Annotated in this window: 16 protein-coding genes, 1 tRNA gene and 1 pseudogene; 8 read left to right on the top strand and 10 right to left on the bottom strand. The window is 71.3% G+C overall.

The window, feature by feature from the left end:
• Positions 1-145: 145 nt before the first annotated feature.
• Complete coding sequence (locus SCAB_RS25245) at positions 146-1,831, bottom strand: MFS transporter (RefSeq protein WP_013002907.1); 1,686 nt, start codon at positions 1,829-1,831, stop codon at positions 146-148.
• 61 nt (positions 1,832-1,892) lie between these two features.
• Here SCAB_RS25245 and SCAB_RS25240 point away from each other — a divergent pair, with 61 nt between their 5' ends.
• Positions 1,893-2,867 (top strand): helix-turn-helix transcriptional regulator, encoded by a 975-nt coding sequence (locus SCAB_RS25240; RefSeq protein WP_013002906.1) that lies wholly within the window; start codon positions 1,893-1,895, stop codon positions 2,865-2,867.
• 697 nt (positions 2,868-3,564) lie between these two features.
• Here SCAB_RS25240 and SCAB_RS25235 read toward each other — a convergent pair.
• Positions 3,565-4,563, bottom strand: a complete 999-nt coding sequence (locus SCAB_RS25235; RefSeq protein WP_013002905.1) for a sigma-70 family RNA polymerase sigma factor — start codon at positions 4,561-4,563, stop codon at positions 3,565-3,567.
• Positions 4,564-4,756: 193 nt separating this feature from the next.
• Here SCAB_RS25235 and SCAB_RS25230 point away from each other — a divergent pair, with 193 nt between their 5' ends.
• Complete coding sequence (locus tag SCAB_RS25230) at positions 4,757-5,275, top strand: GNAT family N-acetyltransferase (protein WP_013002904.1); 519 nt, start codon at positions 4,757-4,759, stop codon at positions 5,273-5,275.
• Between the two features lie 15 nt (positions 5,276-5,290).
• On the opposite strand, the gene SCAB_RS25225 is transcribed toward SCAB_RS25230, so the two are convergent.
• Together SCAB_RS25225 and SCAB_RS25220 are read right to left on the bottom strand one after the other, a co-directional pair.
• Positions 5,291-5,704, bottom strand: a complete 414-nt coding sequence (locus tag SCAB_RS25225; RefSeq protein ID WP_013002903.1) for a DUF1330 domain-containing protein — start codon at positions 5,702-5,704, stop codon at positions 5,291-5,293.
• Between the two features lie 227 nt (positions 5,705-5,931).
• A complete protein-coding gene (locus SCAB_RS25220; RefSeq protein WP_013002902.1) occupies positions 5,932-6,717 on the bottom strand; it encodes a dioxygenase family protein in 786 nt (261 codons plus the stop codon).
• Between the two features lie 206 nt (positions 6,718-6,923).
• Between SCAB_RS25220 and SCAB_RS25215 the strand changes: the two genes are divergently transcribed.
• Entirely contained in the window at positions 6,924-7,430 is a 507-nt protein-coding gene (locus SCAB_RS25215; protein ID WP_013002901.1) for a MarR family winged helix-turn-helix transcriptional regulator, read from the top strand.
• A 404-nt stretch (positions 7,431-7,834) separates the two neighbouring features.
• On the opposite strand, the gene SCAB_RS25210 is transcribed toward SCAB_RS25215, so the two are convergent.
• The gene (locus SCAB_RS25210) at positions 7,835-9,418 is read right to left on the bottom strand and encodes an MFS transporter (RefSeq protein WP_013002900.1); all 1,584 of its coding nucleotides are present in this window, start codon (positions 9,416-9,418) and stop codon (positions 7,835-7,837) included.
• A gap of 147 nt (positions 9,419-9,565) precedes the next feature.
• On the bottom strand, positions 9,566-10,219 hold the full coding sequence (locus SCAB_RS25205; RefSeq protein WP_013002899.1) for a TetR/AcrR family transcriptional regulator: 654 nt from the start codon (positions 10,217-10,219) through the stop codon (positions 9,566-9,568).
• A gap of 271 nt (positions 10,220-10,490) precedes the next feature.
• On the opposite strand from SCAB_RS25205, the gene SCAB_RS25200 reads away from it, so the two are divergent.
• The 3 genes from SCAB_RS25200 to SCAB_RS25190 all read left to right on the top strand — a co-directional run bounded on the left by SCAB_RS25200 (position 10,491) and on the right by SCAB_RS25190 (position 14,780).
• Positions 10,491-11,849 (top strand): M6 family metalloprotease domain-containing protein, encoded by a 1,359-nt coding sequence (locus SCAB_RS25200; RefSeq protein ID WP_013002898.1) that lies wholly within the window; start codon positions 10,491-10,493, stop codon positions 11,847-11,849.
• Between the two features lie 286 nt (positions 11,850-12,135).
• On the top strand, positions 12,136-13,899 hold the full coding sequence (locus tag SCAB_RS25195; protein ID WP_013002897.1) for an IclR family transcriptional regulator domain-containing protein: 1,764 nt from the start codon (positions 12,136-12,138) through the stop codon (positions 13,897-13,899).
• 140 nt (positions 13,900-14,039) lie between these two features.
• Complete coding sequence (locus SCAB_RS25190; protein WP_013002896.1) at positions 14,040-14,780, top strand: TetR/AcrR family transcriptional regulator; 741 nt, start codon at positions 14,040-14,042, stop codon at positions 14,778-14,780.
• Positions 14,781-14,831: 51 nt separating this feature from the next.
• Here the strand turns inward: SCAB_RS25190 and SCAB_RS25185 are convergent, their stop codons facing one another.
• From SCAB_RS25185 to SCAB_RS25175, 3 genes and pseudogenes are all read right to left on the bottom strand, one after another.
• Positions 14,832-15,803, bottom strand: coding sequence for an ABC transporter permease (locus SCAB_RS25185; protein ID WP_013002895.1), 972 nt, complete (start codon positions 15,801-15,803; stop codon positions 14,832-14,834).
• Positions 15,800-16,615, bottom strand: coding sequence for an ABC transporter permease (locus SCAB_RS25180; RefSeq protein WP_013002894.1), 816 nt, complete (start codon positions 16,613-16,615; stop codon positions 15,800-15,802). Before SCAB_RS25180 ends, SCAB_RS25185 begins: the two co-directional genes overlap by 4 nt.
• A gap of 207 nt (positions 16,616-16,822) precedes the next feature.
• Positions 16,823-17,899: pseudogene (locus SCAB_RS25175) on the bottom strand (ABC transporter ATP-binding protein); the annotation flags it as partial.
• 211 nt (positions 17,900-18,110) lie between these two features.
• Here SCAB_RS25175 and SCAB_RS25170 point away from each other — a divergent pair.
• Together SCAB_RS25170 and SCAB_RS25165 are read left to right on the top strand one after the other, a co-directional pair.
• A tRNA-Arg gene (locus tag SCAB_RS25170) sits at positions 18,111-18,183 on the top strand.
• A 113-nt stretch (positions 18,184-18,296) separates the two neighbouring features.
• Complete coding sequence (locus tag SCAB_RS25165) at positions 18,297-18,641, top strand: hypothetical protein (RefSeq protein WP_020121663.1); 345 nt, start codon at positions 18,297-18,299, stop codon at positions 18,639-18,641.
• 94 nt (positions 18,642-18,735) lie between these two features.
• Here the strand turns inward: SCAB_RS25165 and SCAB_RS45255 are convergent, their stop codons facing one another.
• A complete protein-coding gene (locus tag SCAB_RS45255; protein ID WP_013002892.1) occupies positions 18,736-19,173 on the bottom strand; it encodes a tyrosine-type recombinase/integrase in 438 nt (145 codons plus the stop codon).
• Positions 19,174-19,223 lie beyond the last annotated feature (50 nt).

Here is a 19,223-nt window from a genome sequence, read left to right as displayed (position 1 = left end):
ATGGGTGGGCGCGGACACGGATGGGCGGGCGACACGCATGGGCGGGCGTGATCACGCGGTGACGCGAGAGCGGGGCCGGGCGACCCGAAGGTGCCCCGCCCCGCTCTCGTCGTACGCCCGGCGAGCAGCCCCGCCGCCCGGCAGGTCAGCGCACCGGCCCACCGGCCTCCACGACGGCCGGCACCTCGGGCTCCGTGGACGCCGGCTCACCGTCACCGTCCTGCGCCGCCGCCCCGGTCTCCGACGCCCCGTCCTGCGCCGCCGCCCCGTCCCGCACCGCCAGGCCGGTCTCCGCCGCCGCCCCGGCCTCCGTCGCCCGCTTCGGCAGCGCGAACATCAGCAGGAAGATCGCGAACAGGACCGCGGCCACCCAGCCGAGGGCGTACTCGAAGGAGTCGACGAAGGCGGGGCGGATGTCGGCCGGGGCGAGGTGGTCGTCCATGACGCCGAAGAAGACGACGGCGACCAGGCCGAGCCCGAGCGCGTTGCCCATCTGCTGGACCGTGCTGATCAGCCCGGACGCGGACCCGGCGTGCTCCCGCGGCACCCCGGAGAGGATCGCGTCGGTCAGCGGGGCCACGATGAGCCCCATGCCCGCGCCCATCACGACCAGCGGGAGGGCCATCTGCCAGGAGGTGATGGCGAGGCCGTAGTGCTCGGAGGCGCCCCGGTAGAGCAGGACTCCGGCCGCCATCAGCAGCGCGCCCGCCTGGAGGACCTTGCGGCCGAAGCGCGGGACGAGCTTCTGGACCGAGACTCCGGCCGCGACCGACACGGCGAGGGAGAACGGGACACCGGTGAGACCGGCCCGCAGGACGCTCCAGCCGAGGCCGGTCTGCAGGTAGAGGGTCCAGACGAGGAAGAACACACCGAGGGCGATGCCGAAGACGGTCTGCACGGCGATGCCCGCCGCGAAGCTCTTCACCCGGAACAGCGACAGTTCGATGAGCGGGGACCCGTCGCGCGCGGTCTTGCGCCGCTCGTACGCCACCAGCACCGCGAGCACCACCAGCGAGCCGGCCATCGAGACGTACCCCCACAGCGGCCAGCCCAGCTCCCGGCCCCGGGTGAGGGGGTAGATCAGCATCAGCAGACCGGCGGTGACCAGCGCGACGCCCACGAGGTCCAGCTTCAGGGCGTGCGGGGCCCTGGACTCGGCGATGAAGCGGCGGCCCAGGACCAGGCCCGCGACGCCGACCGGAAGGTTGATGAGGAAGATGGCCCGCCATTCCAGGCCGAGCGGGTTCCACTCGATGAGCAGGGCGCCGAGCAGCGGGCCGGAGACCGCGCCCAGGCCCACGATCGCCCCGAACAGGCCGAAGACCTTGCCGCGTTCGTGCGCCGGGAAGGTCGCGTGCACGATCGACAGCACCTGCGGCACCATCAGCGCGGCGGTCGCGCCCTGCGCGATCCTGGCCGCCACCAGCATCTCCGGGTTCGCGGCGAGGCCGCACAGCGCGGAGGCGAGGGTGAAGCCGCCGATGCCGAGGAGGAAGATCCGCCGTCGGCCGTGGATGTCGCCGAGCCTGCCGCCGGTGACGAGACCCGCGGCGAAGGCGAGCGCGTACCCGGCGGTGATCCACTGGATCTGGCTGAACGAGGCCTGCTCGCCGCGCTGGATGGAGGGGATGGCGATGTTGACGATGGTGACGTCGACGAGGTCCATGAAGGCGGCCGTCATGACGACGGCCAGGGCGATCCAGCGCCTGCGGTCGGCGTCGGGGGGCGACGGGAGCGCTGTTTCGGTGACGGTGGCCGGGTCACCGGCGGTCGGTCGGGGCTGGTCGCGCAGTTCCCCGCGCCCCTTCAGGGCGCTCGTTGTCGAGGTCATGCTGTGACGGTAGAGGCCAAGTAGGTCAGATCGCGTCCTAGTTCTCCGGCATGCTCGGGGCATGACTACCGACACCCCGGCGCGGCTGCTTCAGCTCCTCTCCCTCCTCCAGACGCCCCGCGAGTGGCCGGGCGGTGAACTCGCCGACCGGCTGCGGGTCTCGCGGCGGACCGTCCGGCGTGACATCGACCGGCTGCGCGAGCTGGGCTATCCGGTACAGGCGACCATGGGCGCCGACGGCGGCTACCGGCTGGTGGCGGGCAAGGCGATGCCCCCGCTGGTCCTGGACGACGAGGAGGCGGTGGCGATCGCGGTCGGCCTGCGGGCCGGGGCCGGGCACGCGGTGGAGGGCGTGGACGAGGCGTCCGTTCGGGCGCTCGCCAAGCTCGAACAGGTCCTGCCGTCACGACTGCGCCACCGGGTCTCCACACTGCAGGCCGCCACCACTCCGCTGACCAGCGGCGACGGCGCGACGGTCACCCCGGAGACGCTGACCGTGATGGCCTCGGCGGTGGCCGGCCGGGAGCGGTTGCGCTTCGCCTACCGTTCCGGTGACGGCACGGGCTCACGGCGCCACTGCGAGCCGTACCGGCTCGTGTCGACCGGCCGCCGCTGGTATCTCGTCGCGTACGACCTCGATCGCACCGACTGGCGCACCTTCCGGGTGGACCGGGTCGAGGAACCCTTCGCCACCGGGGCCCGGTTCGCCCCGCGCGAGCTGCCGACGGGGAGCGCGGAGGAGTTTCTGCGGCGGTCCATGTACCGGCGGCAGGAGACCTACGCGTTCGACGTCACCTTCGCCGCGCCCGCCGAGTTCATCGCGGCCCGGCTGCCCCGCTGGCTGGGTACGCCCGAACCCGTCGACGAGCACAGTTGCCGGCTGCGGGCCTCCGTCGGCGATTCCGTGGAGTGGCTGGCCGTGCGGGTGGCCATGGTCGACTGTGAGTTCACCGTGCACGAGCCGCCTGAACTGGTGGGGTATGTAAGGGAGTTGGGTGCCCGGCTGGCCCGGGCGGCGGGCGGCGCCGAGGAGTGAGGGGCGGGGCGAGGGTTCCGTGCGGGCTGTGACGTGCGGGTTCGGCCTTCGCGACGCCTCCGGCGGTGCCTTCGCGACACCTCCGGCGGAGAACGCCCGCTGTGGCACAATCTGCCGTTCGGGTCACCCCGGGGTTCAGGTCCGGGGTGGCCCTTCGTCGTGCCCGGCCCGGCGGACGGAAAGAAGCCGGGCCTCGGCGCCAGGGGGGGGGGAGGCGCCGAGGCCCGGCTCTCGGAGAGTCCCGGCGCTGGGGGGAGAGCGTCGGGACTTGGCTTCGGGTGGTCTCGGGGCGGTGCGATGCGGACCGGTGCGAGCGGGGTGTTCAGGGTGTGCGGCGGGGTGTGCTGTGGTGACTCCTGCTCCCTCGGACTCGGGGTCCCGGGCCTGACGGCTCCGGGCCCGGTGAAGTCGTGGGCCCGCAAGTCTTGTGCCCCGGGGACGGGGAGTTGAAGCGGCGCACTACGGCCAACCAGCGGTACAGAAATGGCCAAGTCCTGGCCGGGACAGAGCGGCGGGCGGACGGCACGGCGGACCAAGCCCCGCTGCGGCCCCAGGAGTTGGGCCGTACGGGGCCGGTGGTCCGTGCCGGGCGACGGTCGCCTCACCGCTCCTCGAACGGGTCGGGGACGGGTGCGGCGACGGGTCGTTCAGGTGTCCGTTCGGGCCGTCCGTTCGAGCTGCTTGTTCGAGCCGTCCGTCAGGCGACCGCGTCGAAGCCCGTGTCGCGGGCGAGCTTCTTCAGTTCGAGCAGGGCGTGCTTCTCGATCTGGCGGATCCGCTCGCGGGTGAGCCCGTGCTCCTTGCCGACCTCGGTGAGGGTGCGCTCGCGGCCGTCCTCGATGCCGTACCGCATCTTGATGATGGACGCGGTGCGCTGGTCGAGGCGCCCGATGAGGTCGTCCAGCTCCTCGCTGCGCAGCAGCGTCAGTACGGACTGCTCGGGTGAGACCGCGGAGGTGTCCTCCAGGAGGTCGCCGAACTGGGTGTCGCCGTCGTCGTCCACCGACATGTTCAGCGAGACCGGGTCGCGGGCCCAGTCGAGGACGTCGGTGACACGGTCCGCGTTGGAGCCCAGCTCGGCGGCGATCTCGGCGGGCTCGGGGTCGCGCCCGTGCTCGCGGTTGAACTCGCGCTGCACGCGGCGGATCCGGCCCAGCTCCTCGACGAGGTGGACGGGCAGCCGGATGGTGCGCGACTGGTCCGCGATCGACCGGGTGATGGCCTGCCGGATCCACCAGGTGGCGTACGTCGAGAACTTGAAGCCCTTGCGGTAGTCGAACTTCTCCACCGCGCGGACCAGGCCCGCGTTGCCCTCCTGGATGAGGTCGAGCAGGGGCAGACCACTGCGCGGATAGCGCCGGGCGACGGCCACGACGAGGCGCAGGTTCGACCGTATGAAGATGTCCTTGGCCCGCTCGCTGTCGGCGACGAGGGCTTCGAGCTCTTCGCGGGTCGCGTCCGCCTGGGCCTCCTCCTCGCCGTCGAGGATCTGCTGGGCGAACACGCCCGCCTCGATGACCTGGGACAGCTCGACTTCCTTGGCGGCGTCGAGCAGCGGTGTACGCGCGATCTCGTCGAGGTACATGCCGACCAGGTCGCGGTCGGCGATCTCGCCGCCAGAGGCGCGAACGCTGCGAGCCGCGTCGGTCCGGCCGGAGGCGGACGAACGACGAGCGGCGACGGCACGGGTTGCCATGCGTGCTCCCTTGCGATGGTGGGCTGGCAGGGTCGTGTCTGTTCCTACGTGTGTCTTGATGCGGCCGCTCGGACACTCTCCCGAGTGCCCTGCTTCCGAAGGAAACAACGACTGGAATCAGGACAGAATTCCCAACCCGTCCCACTATTTTTCTGATCTTGCAGTACCCTGTGCCGCCACAAGGGGAGGCGAGATGTCCGGAGAGTCCACGGAGGTGCAGGTCAGACCAGGAGTCGCGACCGACCTCGCCGCCCTCACCGACATCTACAACCACTACGTCCGTGAGACGCCCATCACATTTGATACCGCTGTCCTCACTCCGGAAGAGCGCCGCCCTTGGCTGCTCTCCCACCCTGAAGACGGCCCGCACCGCCTGATGGTTGCCACCGCGAAGGACTCACAGCGGATTCTCGGGTACGCCACGAGCAGCGCGTTCCGCCCGAAGGCGGCGTACGGAACCTCGGTGGAGGTCTCGGTGTACCTCGCCCCGGACGCGGGGGGCCGGGGCGTGGGCACCCTGCTGTACCGGGCCCTTTTCGCCGCGCTCGCCACCGAGGACGTCCACCGCGCCTACGCCGGCATCGCGCAGCCGAACGAGGCGTCGACGCGGCTGCACGAGCGGTTCGGGTTCCGGTACGTCGGCACGTACCGGGAGGTCGGGCGGAAGTTCGGGCGGTACTGGGACGTGGCCTGGTACGAGAAGGAGCTCTGAACGCCGCGGGCCGGGCTACCGCCCGGCGGTGGACGGCGATTCGGTGGAGGGCGACTCGGCGGACGGCGGCTCGGCGGACGGCGGCTCGGCGGGGAGGGAGTCCCTCATGGCCTTCGCGGTGGCGGTGGGGTCATAGCCCTCGGGTACCCCTTCGACCAGGATGATGTCGCCCGTGATGTGCCGGGACCGCAGCGGGGCGATCTCCTGGTACGCGGGCGAGTCCCACCAGCCGCGCGCCTCGGCGATCCCGGGGAAGCCGATCACCACGACGGCTCCCGGCCAGCTCCCCTCCTTCACCTCGTGCCGGGCGACATGCACGAGGAAGCGGCCGCCGTACGGCTCGAAGGTGGCGGGGATGCGCTCGATGTACTCGGCGATCTCCGGGTGCGGGGCGGCGTCCCTCAGATGCGCGATGGCGTAGGCGGGCATGGGGTGGGGTCCCTCCGGTCGGCCGGGCTCGGGCGGGCCGGGCGGCGGGACCCGGACGAGCCTCGCCGCTCCGACTCCGACGAGCCTGGCAGGCGGACGGGCCGGGGTCGATGACCTCCCGGGTAAGGGACCCCGTTTCCCGGTGGGCCAGTACGCGTACGGGCCCGGGGACCCGTACGCCGGTACGCCCCTATGCCGGTGAGCCGCTCGGCGGGACGGCGCCCCCCTTACCCGAACTGCACCGACCGCTTCGCCAGGCCCAGCCAGAAGCCGTCGATCACCGACCTCTGGGCGTCCAGCTCGCCGGCGGCCTCGGCCGCGCCCATCGTGACGAAGAGGGGGGCGAAGTGCTCCGTGCGGGGGTGGGCCAGTTGGCCCGCCGGGGACTTGTGCAGGAAGTCGAGCAGGGAGTCCCAGTCGCGGGTTTCGAGGGCCCGGTGACCCCAGTCGTCGAACTCGGCGGACCAGGCGGGGGTGCCGGCCTGGCGGAGGGCGGCGAGGTTGTGGGTGAAGAAGCCGGAGCCGACGATCAGCACGCCCTCGTCGCGCAGGGGGGCGAGCTTGCGGCCGATGTCCATCAGCTTCACCGGGTCGAGGGTCGGCATGGAGATCTGCAGGACCGGGATGTCGGCGTCCGGGTACATCTCCACCAGCGGGACGTACGCACCGTGGTCCAGGCCCCGGTCGGGGATGTCCTGGACGGGGATGCCGGGGGCCTGGAGCAGCTTGCGGACCGAGGCGGCCAGTTCGGGGGCGCCCGGGGCGGCGTACTGGACCTGGTAGTAGTGCTCGGGGAAGCCCCAGAAGTCGTAGACGAGGGGGATGGTGGTGACCGCGCCGAGGGCGAGGGGGGCCTCCTCCCAGTGCGCGGAGATCATGAGGATGGCCTTGGGGCGGGGCAGGGTCGCGGACCAGGCGGCCAGTTCGCCGGGCCAGATCGGGTCGTCGGCGAGCGGCGGGGCCCCGTGGCTCAGGTACAGGGCGGGCATACGCTCGACGGGGGCGGCGGACATAGGGGTGACTCCCTCAGCACACGCGACGCACCACGACACGCGCGCCTCGGCGGGCCCGGTGGTCGCTTCTGTCTCCTTGGATCGCCTGGCTGACCAGGCGCTTGAGACTCCTTCCAACTCCCCAGTAGTTGAAGTCTCAATATTTCTGGTTTCACCTTACATCTCTATAGTTCAAAATTCAAGAAGGAGCCTCGTACAGTGGGAGCATGAAGACCGCATCCACTGAGGAAGAACCGCGCTGGCTCACCGCCGAGGAGCGGCGCACCTGGCTGGCCTATGTCCACGCTACGACCCTGCTGGAGGACCACCTCGACCGCCAGCTGCAGCGTGACGCGGGCATGCCGCACCTTTACTACCACCTGCTCGTCGTTCTGTCCGAGGCTCCGCAGCGGCGGCTGCGGATGACCGAGCTGGCGATGCAGACGAAGATCACGCGATCACGGCTGTCCCACGCCGTGGCCCGGCTGGAGAAGAACGGGTGGGTGCGGCGCGAGGACTGCCCGTCGGACAAGCGGGGCCAGTTCACGGTCCTGACGGACGGCGGGCAGGAGATGCTCGGCCAGAGCGCGCCCGGGCATGTGGGTGCGGTGCGGCAGGCGCTGTTCAACCGTCTCACCGACGACCAGGTGAAGGCGCTCGGCGAGGTCATGGCGATCGTCGCGGAGGGGCTCCAGCCCAGCGAGGCGGGGGCGGACCTGCCGTGGCTCCGGTAGCGCCCCGCTGAGTTCGGCGGCGGGGTCGCTGCCGTTCCCCTAGGGGGTGCTCGGGCGCTTGGGGCGCGCAGGGGACGTGGGGGGTGTGAGGTGTTGGGGCCCGTGCGGTGCCTGAGGGGTCGTGGGGTCCGGGAAGTCCGTAGCGGGTTGGCTGCTTGGGGGGCCTGCAAGTCTGCGGGGTCGTGAAGGTGTTCGTGGGGTCCGTGGGGTCGCGGGCCTCAGGCAGTTACGGGGGATTCGGGGTCCGTGGGGTCGCGGGCCCCAGGTGCAGGCGGTGTCCGGGGGTTCGTGGGGTCCCGCGTCTCCAGGGCCGTCTGCCGTTGTGCGGGAGGGGCGGGGCAGGGGGTGACCCCCTGCCCCGCCCCTCCCTCTCCGGCACGGCTTCCGTCAGTCCGGCGCGGTACTCAGTGGGCGATCACCGGGACCTTGAGCTCGTCCGTCGCGCCCTCGTCCGATCCCGTCGTCGTCATGTCGGGCTTGCCCGTGGTGACGAAGGTGAAGGCGATGGTGGCGGACACCACCAGGATGGCCACGGCGAACCAGATCGCGTTGGTGTAGCCGTGGACCATGCCCTGGAGCTGGACCAGCTGGGCGGCCGGCTTCGAGGTGGCCGAACCGATGTGGTCCGCGATGTAGGACGTGGTCGCGGAGGCGGCGATCGTGTTCAGCAGCGCCGTACCGATGGCGCCGCCGACCTGCTGCGAGGTGTTGACCATGGCGGAGGCCACGCCCGCGTCACGCGGCTCGACCCCGTAGGTCGCCAGGGACATCGCCGGCATGAACGCCGTACCCATGCCCAGGCCGAGCAGCAGCTGGGCCGGCAGGAGCAGACCCGCGTAGGAGGAGTCGACCTCCATCTGCGTCAGCAGGAGCATGCCGAGGCCGGCGACCAGGAAGCCGGGGGCCATCAGCAGGCGCGGCGCGACCCGGGTCATGAGGCGGGTGCCGATCTGGGTCGAGCCGGTGATCATGCCCACGATCATGGGCAGGAAGGCGAAACCGGTCTTGACCGGCGAGTAGCCCTTCACGATCTGCAGGTAGTAGGTCAGGAAGAGGAACAGGCCGAACATCGCGATGATCGCGAGACCGAGGGAGAGGTAGACACCGGCACGGTTGCGCTCGGTGATCACGCGCAGCGGCAGCAGCGGGGCCTTGACCTTGGACTCGACGAACACGAAGGCCGCGAGGAGGACCGCCGAGGCGACGAAGAGGGTGATCGTCATCGAGTCGCCCCAGCCGTCGGACTCGGCCCGGGTGAAGCCGTAGACCAGGGAGACCAGGCCCAGGGTGGACAGGACCACGCCGGGGATGTCGAGCGGGGAGCGGTTGCGGCCGCCCGCGGGCTCACGGATGACGAAGTACGCGCCGGCCGCCGCGATCACCGCGAACGGGATGTTGACGAAGAACGTCCAGCGCCAGTCGAGGTACTCGGTGAGGAAACCGCCGAGGATCAGGCCCACGGCGCCACCGCCACCGGCGATCGCGCCGTAGATGCCGAACGCCTTGGCGCGCTCCTTGGCATCGGTGAACATCACGGCGAGGAGGGAGAGCGCGGCGGGCGCGAGCAGTGCGCCGAAGGCGCCCTGGAGTGCGCGGGCGCCCAGCATCATCGCCTCACCGGTGGCCGCGCCGCCCAGTGCGGAGGCGCCGGCGAAGCCGATCAGGCCGGTGACGAAGGTGCGCTTGCGGCCCCACAGGTCGGAGATACGGCCGCCGAAGAGGAGCAGACCGCCGAAGGCCAGGGCGTAGGCGGTGATGACCCACTGGCGGTTGCCGTCGGATATCCCGAGGTCCTGCTGGGCGGAGGGGAGGGCGATGTTCACGATGGTCGCGTCGAGCACGACCATCAGCTGGGCGAGGGCGATGAAGACGAGCGCTTTCCAGCGGCTGGCGTGCGCGTCGTCCTGCTGCTTCTGCAGATCGGCGGCCGATCCGGAGGATGCGGCCGATCCGGAGGATCCGGAGGCGCTGCGGACTGTTTCGGACATGGAGGTACCCACTTCGGGACTTCGTGACGGAAGGATCGGTATCGGTGACGGATAAGAGCGTCGAGAGGGAGCGGCTTGTCGTCGTCGACAGCCTCGGTGTCAGCGGATCAGCGGATCAGGCGGATCAGCGATCAGCAGATCAAGGGATCAGGACGGGCAGGGCCTCCGTAGGTCCTCCACGGTGACCGGGGCACCGGGCAGTTCGGAGGGGGCCGGGGCGCGCAGACCGTCCAGCAACAGTTGCAGATGCCGGTGGAGGAACCGGTCGACGCCCGCGCACTGGGTGCCGGCCGGGGGCCTGCTGAGCTGGCTGACAGCGATCATCAGGTCGCCGACGCCCACGTCAGGACGGAGCTGCCCGGCGTCCCGGGCCCGCTTCATGATCCCTTCGACCTGCTCCTCCAGCCGCTCGCGCGCCGCCTCCAGGTCGGGGTGGTGCCGGTCGAACGCGTTCTGGATCATCGGGCAGAGCGCGCTGATCCGTTCGTCGGCCGAGATGTGCACGAAGCGCGAGAGCGCCTCGAACGCGTCACCGGTCTCGGTGAGCGCGGCCTCGGCCGCCAGGGCCGTACGGTCCATGACGGAGCAGACGACCTCACGGACCAGCGCGTCGCGGTCCGGGAAGTTGCGGTACAGCGTGGCGTTGCCGACGCCGGCCCGGCGGGCGATCTCGTCGAGCGGCACGTCGGGGCCGAACTCCACGAACATCTCCCGGGCGGCGCCGACGATCCGCTCCCGGTTGCGCAGGGCGTCGGCCCGGGGGCGGGACACCCTGCGACCTACGGCGGTGGCGGTCTCCACGGCGTACTCCTCTGCTGCTGATCCGGTGGTGTGGGGGGCGCCCGGTGGCTATCCGGGGATGGAGTCCCCGTTTCGTTCGGACACAAGGCTAAACGGGGAGACGATCCCCGGTTATTTCCCCTCGCCGAAACTTCCCCTGTGACCTGAGTCACAGAGAGGGCTCTGCCCACGTTCGGACCTTCCAGCGCGCGCCCGCGCACCCCTCGTCCGAGGGTGATCGAAAGAGGACAGCCTCGTCACGGACGGCTGCCGTGGAGCGAAGGGCGCGTGGATGCAGCAGCCGTTCCGCAGAGACGGGATACCCGCGCGCCGGACACGTCCCCACCGGACCCACCAAGCCCACCAAGCCCACCGGACCCGTTCGCGCCGGATACGTCCGCGCCGGGTCGTCGCGCTCGCCTCAGTCACCGCCCTCACGCTCGCGGTCACCACCTCGGCCGGCACCGGGCAGCTGGTGGCGAAGGAGACGACGAGGGCCGCGGGGGCCGCCGCCCTGGTGCGCGGTTCGACGCTCGACCCCTGCATGATCCGCGGCCCGCTCGGCACGCAGATGTCCGAGGGCGTCCCCACCCCGCCCGGCTACGCCCGCTCCACCGGCACGGTCCGCGCGCTCAACCTGATGATCGACTTCTCCGACGCGCCCGGCGAGGGCAACGCGATGGACCGCTTCGCGGAGTTTGCCCCGCAGACCCAGAAGTGGTTCAGGACCAGCAGTTACGGCCGTATCGACTACCGCCCCGAGGCACCGCTCACAGAGTGGCTGCGGATGCCGAAGTCCTTCCGCTCGTACGGCATAGAGCGCGGCGCCCCCTTCGACCCCGGCTACCGCCGCCTGGTCCAGGACATGGTGCGGGCCGCCGATCCACTCGTGGACTTCCGGTCGTACGACCTGATCAACGTGCTCGTCACCCCGAATGCCGGCCCCTCCGCCCTCGACACGGTCCTGTCGGTGACCTTCGCCGGCAACCGGGAGGCACCGATCGCGGACGGCGTGCCGGTCGCCAACGCGTCGTTCGTCTACAGCCGGCAGGACGACGGCTCGGGTTCGTACGGGGAGACCGGATACCGGGTGCTGCCCCACGAGAACGGCCATGTGTTCGGGCTGCCCGACCTCTATACCCACGAGGGCGGGGGCGCCGTCGGGCACTGGGACATCATGAGCGAGGACTGGGGCGTCGACAACGATCTGCTGGGCTGGCACAAGTGGAAGCTCGGGTGGCTCGACGAGACGCAGGTCGGCTGCGCGGCGGCGGTCGGCGCGGCCGAGTACACGCTGACCCCGCTCGCCACCGCCGGCGGCGCGAAGCTGGTCGTCGTCCCGCTCGGCTCCCGGGCGGCGTACGTCGCCGAGCTGCGGACCCAGGCCGGCAACGACGCGGCGGTGTGCCGGCCGGGGGTGCTCGTGTACCGGGTCGACGCGGCGGTCGACACGGGGAACGGGCCGATCAAGGTGCACGACGCCCGCCGGGACAGCGGGGGGTGCACCCGCAGCCCCAACGTCCACGCGGAACTGTCCGACGCGCCGCTGGTCCCCGGTGAGACGTTCAGGGACAGACGGGCGGAGGTGGAGATCGCCGTGGTGGGGGTGGAGGCCGGGGGGAGCCATCGGGTGGTGGTCAGGCGGAGGTGACGGGGAGGGGTCGGGACGTCCGGGGTGCGTGGTCGGGCGGGGTGCGTGGTCGGGCGCGGCGCGTGGTCGTCCGGGGTCCGGGGTCGGGCGGGGTCCGTGGTCGGGCGCGGCGCGTGGTCGTCCGGGGTCCGGGGTCGAGCGGGGTCCGTGGTCGGGCGCGGCGCGTGGTCGTCCGGGGTCCGGGGTCGAGCGCGGCGCCGGTGGGGCTTCTCGCGCGGTTCCCCGCGCCCCCGAGCCACTGGGCGCCCGGCGTGGCGGCGCGGCCGGGGCGCATTACCGTGAGCGCATGCTCCCGAACGTCCCCGGCGCGGCTGCCACCACCCCCGCCACGAACCCCGCGCCCGCCGATGCCGTCGCACCTCTGATGCGGGGCATCGCCGTGCTGCGCCGGCTCACCGAGGCGGACGGGACGCTGAGTCCGAGCGCGCTGGAGAAGGCCACCGGGCTCGCACGCTCCACGGTCGACCGGATCACGGCGACGCTGGCCCGCATGGGCTACGTACGCCTGGACGGCCGCGACGCCGTCCTCGCCCCCCGCCTGATGGAGCTGGGCAACGCCTATCTGGCGGCGCTGCGTCTCCCCCGCCTTCTCGACTCCCACGCCGACGCCCTGGCCGACGAACTGGACGAGTCGGTCTCCCTCGCGGTCCGCGACCGGGACGGCGTCCGCTTCATCCACCAGGCGACCCGCCGCCGCGCGATGTCCCTCAGCTTCCGCATCGGCGACCTCCTCCCCGCCGAACGCACCGCCCCCGGCCCGCTGTTCGCCACCGAGTGGGAGCCGGCCGACTGGGCCCGGTGGCGGACCCGCCGCACGGCCGACCCGGAGGGCCACGGCTTCCCGGCGGTGCCTCCACGCGGCGGGGCGTACGACGACTTCGAGGACCGTACGGCACGGGCGGGTGCCCAAGGGTGGGCGCTGGACGACCAGTTGATCGAACCGGGGCTGGTCGCGGTGTCCGTACCCGTGCGGGACCCCCGTACGGGACGCATCGCGTGTGTGGCGAACGTCGTCAGCCACACCAGCCGGCACACGGCGGAGTCCCTGCGGTCGACGCTGCTGCCGAGGCTACGGGCGGCCGTGGCGGCGATGGAGCAGGAACTGCTGCGTGAGCAGGGCGAGTTGCGCAAGCCCTCGCCACTGCCTCCGCCTCCGCCTCCGGCCACCGCGCCCCGGCCCCTCGCCCCGGCCCCGAACGCCGCTTCCGCCGCTTCCACCCCCTCCGCCCCTTCCGGTCTCGCCGCCTGGACGGGCGCCTCCAAGCAGGAACTGGGCCGGGAGTTCATCGAGTCGCTCGCCCGGGGGCTCACCGTGATCACCTCGTTCGGCGAGGGACGCGCCGAGCTGACCCTCACCGAGGTCGCCCGCACCACGGGGCTCGCCCGTGCGACGGCCCGGCGCGCGCTGATCACCCTCGAACACCTGGGGTACGTCGAGTCGTCCGACCGCCTCTTCCAACTCACCCCCCGCGTCCTGGGCCTGGGTTACCCGCCCCTGTCGATGCTGCCCCTCCCCCGCATCGCCGCGCCGCACCTGGCCGAACTCTCCGCGCGCGTCCACGACTCGACGTCGCTCGCGATCCTCACCGAGGGCGGGGACGAGGTGCAGTACACGGCACGGGTCGCCACGAGCCGCATCATGAGCGCCAACATCACCCTCGGCACCCGGCTGCCGGCGTACGCGACCTCCCTGGGCCGCGTCATGCTCGCCGACCTGCTCCCGCAGGCCCCCCTGCCGGACCCTCTCGCCGCCCTCACCCCGCACACGGTCACCGACAGTCAGGAACTGCGGACCGTCCTGGAGCGCGTACGGGATGCCGGATACGCCCTCGTCGACGGGGAGTTGGAGGAAGGTCTGCGGTCCGTCGCCGTGCCGGTGCGAGAGGGAGGCGGGAGGGTCGTCGCCGCCGTGAACGTCGCCATGCACAGCAGCCGCCGTTCGGTGGCGGAGTGCGTGGAGGAGGTCCTGCCCGCACTGCGGGACGCGGCGGGGCGGATCGAGGGCGAGCTGGCGGTGGCGGGGATGTTCCGCCGGGTCCCCGAGGTCTGACCCACGCCTCCTACCCAACGCCCAACACCGAACGCCGGAGTCCGCACGTGAGGGCGCCGGCTGTCGCGAACACCGTACGCGAGCCGCGTCGGCCGTACGCTATGCGCGTCAGCCGTACGCAGCAGAGGAGAGGCTCCCCCATGGCACCCGAGAAGCCGGTCAGGAAGCAGGAGGGGTTCCAGTCCGTGTGGACACGGCCCCGGACCGCACGGGAGCAGCCCGTGCTGAGCCGGGAGCACATCGTGGCCGAGGCGCTGCGGCTGCTCGACGAGGAGGGGATCGACGCGCTCAGCATGCGCAAGCTCGGCGGCCGGCTGGGCGCCGGCGCGACCTCGCTCTACCGCCATGTGGCCAACAAGGACGAGCTGCTGGAGCTGGCCGTCGACGAGATCTACGGCGAGATCGAGGTCGAGGTCGACCCCGTCCCGGCGAACTGGCGCGCCGACACGGCCAGATGCGCCCACAGCCTGCGCGCCACGATCCTGCGCCACCCGTGGCTGGCCTCGGTCCTCGGTGAGCTGGGCATGTCCTATCTCGGCCCGAACTGGATGCGCAGCTCCGAGGCCATGCTGAAGCTGCTCACCACCGCCGGGTTCCCGGCCGACGAGGCCGACCGGGCGGTGTCGACGCTCGTCGCGTACGTCATCGGCACGGCCACCAGCGAGGCCGCCTGGCTCAATGTCCTCGCCCGCAGCGGCGAGGACGAGCGGAGCATGGTCGAACGGCTGTGGCCGGCCGCCGAGCAGGCCGCCCAGGACTTCCCCCTGCTGCGCGAGGGCTACGCCGAACAGCGGGGCACGGACCCGCGCGAGGCCCGGGAGGAGGGGTTCCGGTACGGGCTCGACCGGGTGCTGGACGGACTGGAGACACGACTGAAGTGAGCTGACTCGCACCTGAGTTCGCGGAAAACTACCTCAATTCACCCCTCCTCCTCACCCGTTGACGCCCGTGTATCTGCTCAGACTCCAGTTCCACAGCAGCCGCGACAGGACGAACGCGGTGAGACCGATGAAGGGGGAGGCGACCGCCAGCACCTCCGGTACGCCCATCGCGTCGCCGTGCCCGGTCAGTACCCCGGCCGGGAAGTACGCGATGAAGGCGAGCGGGACGACGAAGGTGAACGCGGCGGACACGGCCCTCGGGAGGATGCTGAGGGGGTAGCTGCCGAAGGTCCCCATCAGCTCCTCCAGCCACTGGCTCCAGTACGCGGTGGCCGGGAAGTGCAGCGCGGCGGCGGCCAGGGCGGTGAAGAGCGCGGCCTCGACCAGCATGCCGCCGGCCACCCCGGCCAGTACGTACGCGATCCGGCCCGCCGTCCAGTCCAGGGAACTGCGCTGCAGCGCGGCGACGAACAGTCCGGCCGCGACGACCAGGTCTCCGATGGCGTTGACCGGGAAGAAGGCGAGCTGGACCTGCCGGTAGACCGGCATCGGGCGGATCAGGCAGGGGTCGACGATCCCTTCCTGGACGAGGACCTGCATGTACTGGACGCGGCCGAGGAAGAGCACGTACAGCCCGTGGGCCAGCATGCGCATGCTGGCGATGAGCAGCACGTCGGAGCTGGACCAGCCGCCGAGTCCGGGGAACCGCGTGAGCAGGACCGAGGCGAAGACGACGATGGAGACCTGCCAGATCGCACCGACGGCGACGTTCATCAGGAACTCGCCCCGGTACTCCAGCCGGGCCTTGAAGTTGAGCCTGGTGATCCGCCAGACGACACGCCACGCGTGCGCGGGGCCGTGGGGAGGGGTCCTGGGGGGAACGGCCTCGTGGGGAGCGGTCCCGTGGCGTGCGGTTCCGTCGTGTGCGGTTCCGTCGTGTGCCGCTCCGTCGTGTGCCGCTCCGTCGTGTGCGGTTCCGTCGTGTGCGGTCCCATGGTTCGCCTGGTTCACCGTCATGGTCATCCTCCCTGGGCCACGACGCGTCGGCCGGCCCGTTCCCAGAGCCGGCGGGTGAGCAGCGCGAGCAGCACGATCCAGACGGCCTGCACCGCCAGCTGCCCGAAGGCGTCGCCGACGGCGATCCGGCCGACGTAGATGGACAGCGGTACGCCGAGGGTCGCCTGGAACGGCAGGAACGCGCTGAGCGTGATGAACCAGTCCGGGAAGTACCACAGCGGGGCGTACACGCCGGAGAGCAGGTTCTGCGCGAAGACGAGGATCAGCAGGGCCGCCTCGTTGCGCAGGGTCCAGAAGCACAGCAGGTCGACCAGCATCATCACGTAGTACAGGACCAGTTGGCCGAGCAGCAGGCTCACCGCGAAGACCCCGGCCACGACGGCGGAGGCGGGCGGGGCGACGACTCCGACGGCGAGGGACAGCACGTATCCGGCGAGCACCCAGCCGAAGCCGTACAGCTGGTCGCCGAGGGCGCGCAGCGCGTAGTAGCGCTGGGGCCTCATCGGCCGCAGGTACCAGTAGACGATCGTTCCGAAGTGCAGGTGCTGGATCACCGTGTCGCGGCCCGCCCGCCGGTCGAGTCCGCGAATACGGCTCGCGAGCACGGCGAGGACGGCATAGCCGACGGCCTGGGTCTCGTCGAGCCCGGCGCTGGACTCGGTGTTCGCGTACAGCCCGCGCCAGAGATAGACGACCAGGCAGACCTGGACGAGGAGGCGTACGGCCGTCGCGGTCATCCGGGGCGGGGCGAGCAGCTCGCCGCGGGGGGTGATCCAGGAGACGCGGCGGGCACGGGCGAGGGCGGCTGGGGCGGCCATGGGTCAGCCGCCCTGGGAGGGGGAGGCCGACGCCGAGGCGGATGTGACGGGTGGGGTGGGTGCGGCGGGTGGGGTGGGTGTGGCGGGTGGGGTGGGTGCGGCGGGGGCCTGGTCCGCAGTCGGCGTGCCGGACGATCCGTCGATCGGCGTGCCGGACGGCGCTTCGGCCGTCGGGCCGGCCGTCGGACCGGCCGGTGGCAGGTCGCTGAGGTAGGCGGCGCGCATGACGTCCTCCAGATCGTTCTCCTCCAGTGCGAGGTCAGCGACCCGGAACCGCCCGATGATCACCTTCAGCGCCTCGTGCACGCCGGGCGGGTCCTCCCCGACCGGCCCGAACACGACGCGCGGCCCTTCCCGGCGAAGCACCCCGATCCCGGCGAACCCAGGCAGCGGAACGGGGGCGCCGGCTCCTGCTCCGCCCTGCTCCACGGCCCCGACGACCCCGACGGCTCCGACGGCACCGACGGGCGGGACCGCCGCGACGATGTCGACGTCTGCCGGGTCGGCGAGGGTGGCCCGGACCTGCCAGGTGCCGCCGAAGCGGCGCCGGATCTCCTGGAGCGAGCCGTCGAGGACGATCCGGCCGTGGTTGATGAGCACGACGCGCTCGGCGAGCCGTTCGACCTCGGTCATGTCGTGCGTGGTGAGCAGGACGGTACGGTCGCGCTGCTCGACCTGGTGCCGCAGAAACCGCCGCACCTGCTCCTTGACCACCACGTCCATGCCGATGGTGGGCTCGTCGAGGAAGACGACGGGCGGGTCGTGGAGCAGGGAGGCGGCGAGATCGCACCGGACCCGCTGCCCGAGCGACAGGTGCCGGACGCGGGTGTCCCAGAACTCGGAGAGTTCGAGCAGCCCGTCGAACTCCTCGATACGGTCCCGGAACTGCGCCTCGGGGACCCCGTAGATGTCCCGGAGGATCTCGAACGAGTCCCGCGCGGGCAGGTCCCACCACAACTGCGTCCGCTGCCCGAACACGGCCCCGATGTTGTGGGCGTTGCGCTCCCGGTCCCGGTGCGGGACGACCCCGGCGACGACCGCCTCACCGGAGGTGGGCGTGAGAATGCCGGTGAGCATCTTGATGGTGGTGGACTTCCCGGCCCCGTTGGGACCGAGCAGGGCGAGCAACTCCCCCCGGCCCACACTGAATTCGACGTCCCGCACCGCGACCTTGTCCACTCGCTGCGGACTGACGAGCGATCTGAGCGCCCCCGCGAGGCCGGGCCGCCGCACGGTCGTCCGGAACACCTTGGACAGCCCGCGCGCCTCGATCACCGCAGACAACGGCGCCACATCCCCTCAGCCGGATCGGTCGAGCCCCACCACGCCGTCCGACCCACCGAACGGCATCCGAAGCAACGGCAGGCATGCTAGGCCCGCCCCACGCCCCGCAAAACCGATTTGTTTGCCCACCCCACCCAGATCCGCCCCGTCCCACCCCGGACACCAACGCCCACCCCCCACCCCACCACCCGCTACACTGACCGGGCACCTTGCCTTCGTAGCTCAGGGGATAGAGCACCGCTCTCCTAAAGCGGGTGTCGCAGGTTCGAATCCTGCCGGGGGCACAGAGAAACACCAGGTCAGGAGCCCTTCCGCCCGACGGACGGGAGGGTTCCTGCGCTTGCAGCACACATATGGCACACATGCCGTGCGCGCGGATGGTGGGGAGCTGTGCAGGATGGCCGTCACGGATGAGCTGGCTCGGCGTCGGTACGAGAAGCTGATCGACCGGCTCGAATCGATGATGCGAGCGGCTCTTAAGCCGCAGTTCCAGGGCTACCACGGTCAGCTGATCCTGAGCGGCGACGATCTTGCGGAGTTGGGCGACCTCAAGGACGTCCGGCATGCAGCTCGGGAAGCGGGACGTCGTCTCGGCTGGAAGACCACCACCCGTCTCGTCGGTGACCGGCTCTTCGTGCTGGACGAGCGGGAGGTACCTGAGGAGATCGAGCGGCTGGCCGGCGATGAGGCTGCTGCCGCGATCGACCGAGCCCGGCAGGACAGCCAGCGACCGCGCGGATGACCTGAGCCGAGGGAGACGGAAGGGGCTGCCCCACCGCATCAGCGCGGTCGGGCGGCCCCTTTCTTGCGGCTCCCCGGCACGCATCAGGCACACATCACGCTGCATCGTCCTCCAGGGCGGCCACCTCCTCAGCGGCCTTGCGGGCCTTCTTCTCCGCCTTCTCCAGCTTGGCCTTCGCCTTGGCCAGTTGCTTGGAGCGGCGCTTGTGCATCTTCTTCGAGACCTCGTCCAGACGGTCCGGGAAGAGGTGGCCATACGTGTCCAACGTCAGGGTCGCGGACTTGTGGCCCAGCATCGTCTGTACGACGTTGACGTCCGCGCCGCTTGCGATGGCCAGCGAAGCCGCCGTGTGCCGCAGCTTGTGCGGGGTGACCTTGAGGTGCCCAAGCCCGGCCTTCACGACCGCTGGCGCGAACAAACGCTGACGGAAGTTCCGCGCCCTCAGCGGTCCGCCCTGCGGGGCGGTGAAGAGCAACTCCTCGTCTCCCCGCCCCTGAACGTGCGGTTTCAACTCCTCTGTGGCTTCGTTCACGTTCAGCAGCAGCGTTTGTTCACTGGTTGTGGCGGCAGTTGATGATCAGC

The organism is Streptomyces scabiei 87.22 (assembly GCF_000091305.1).
GTDB classification, from domain to species: Bacteria; Actinomycetota; Actinomycetes; order Streptomycetales; family Streptomycetaceae; genus Streptomyces; species Streptomyces scabiei.
This window is presented reverse-complemented; position numbering and strand designations above follow the sequence as displayed.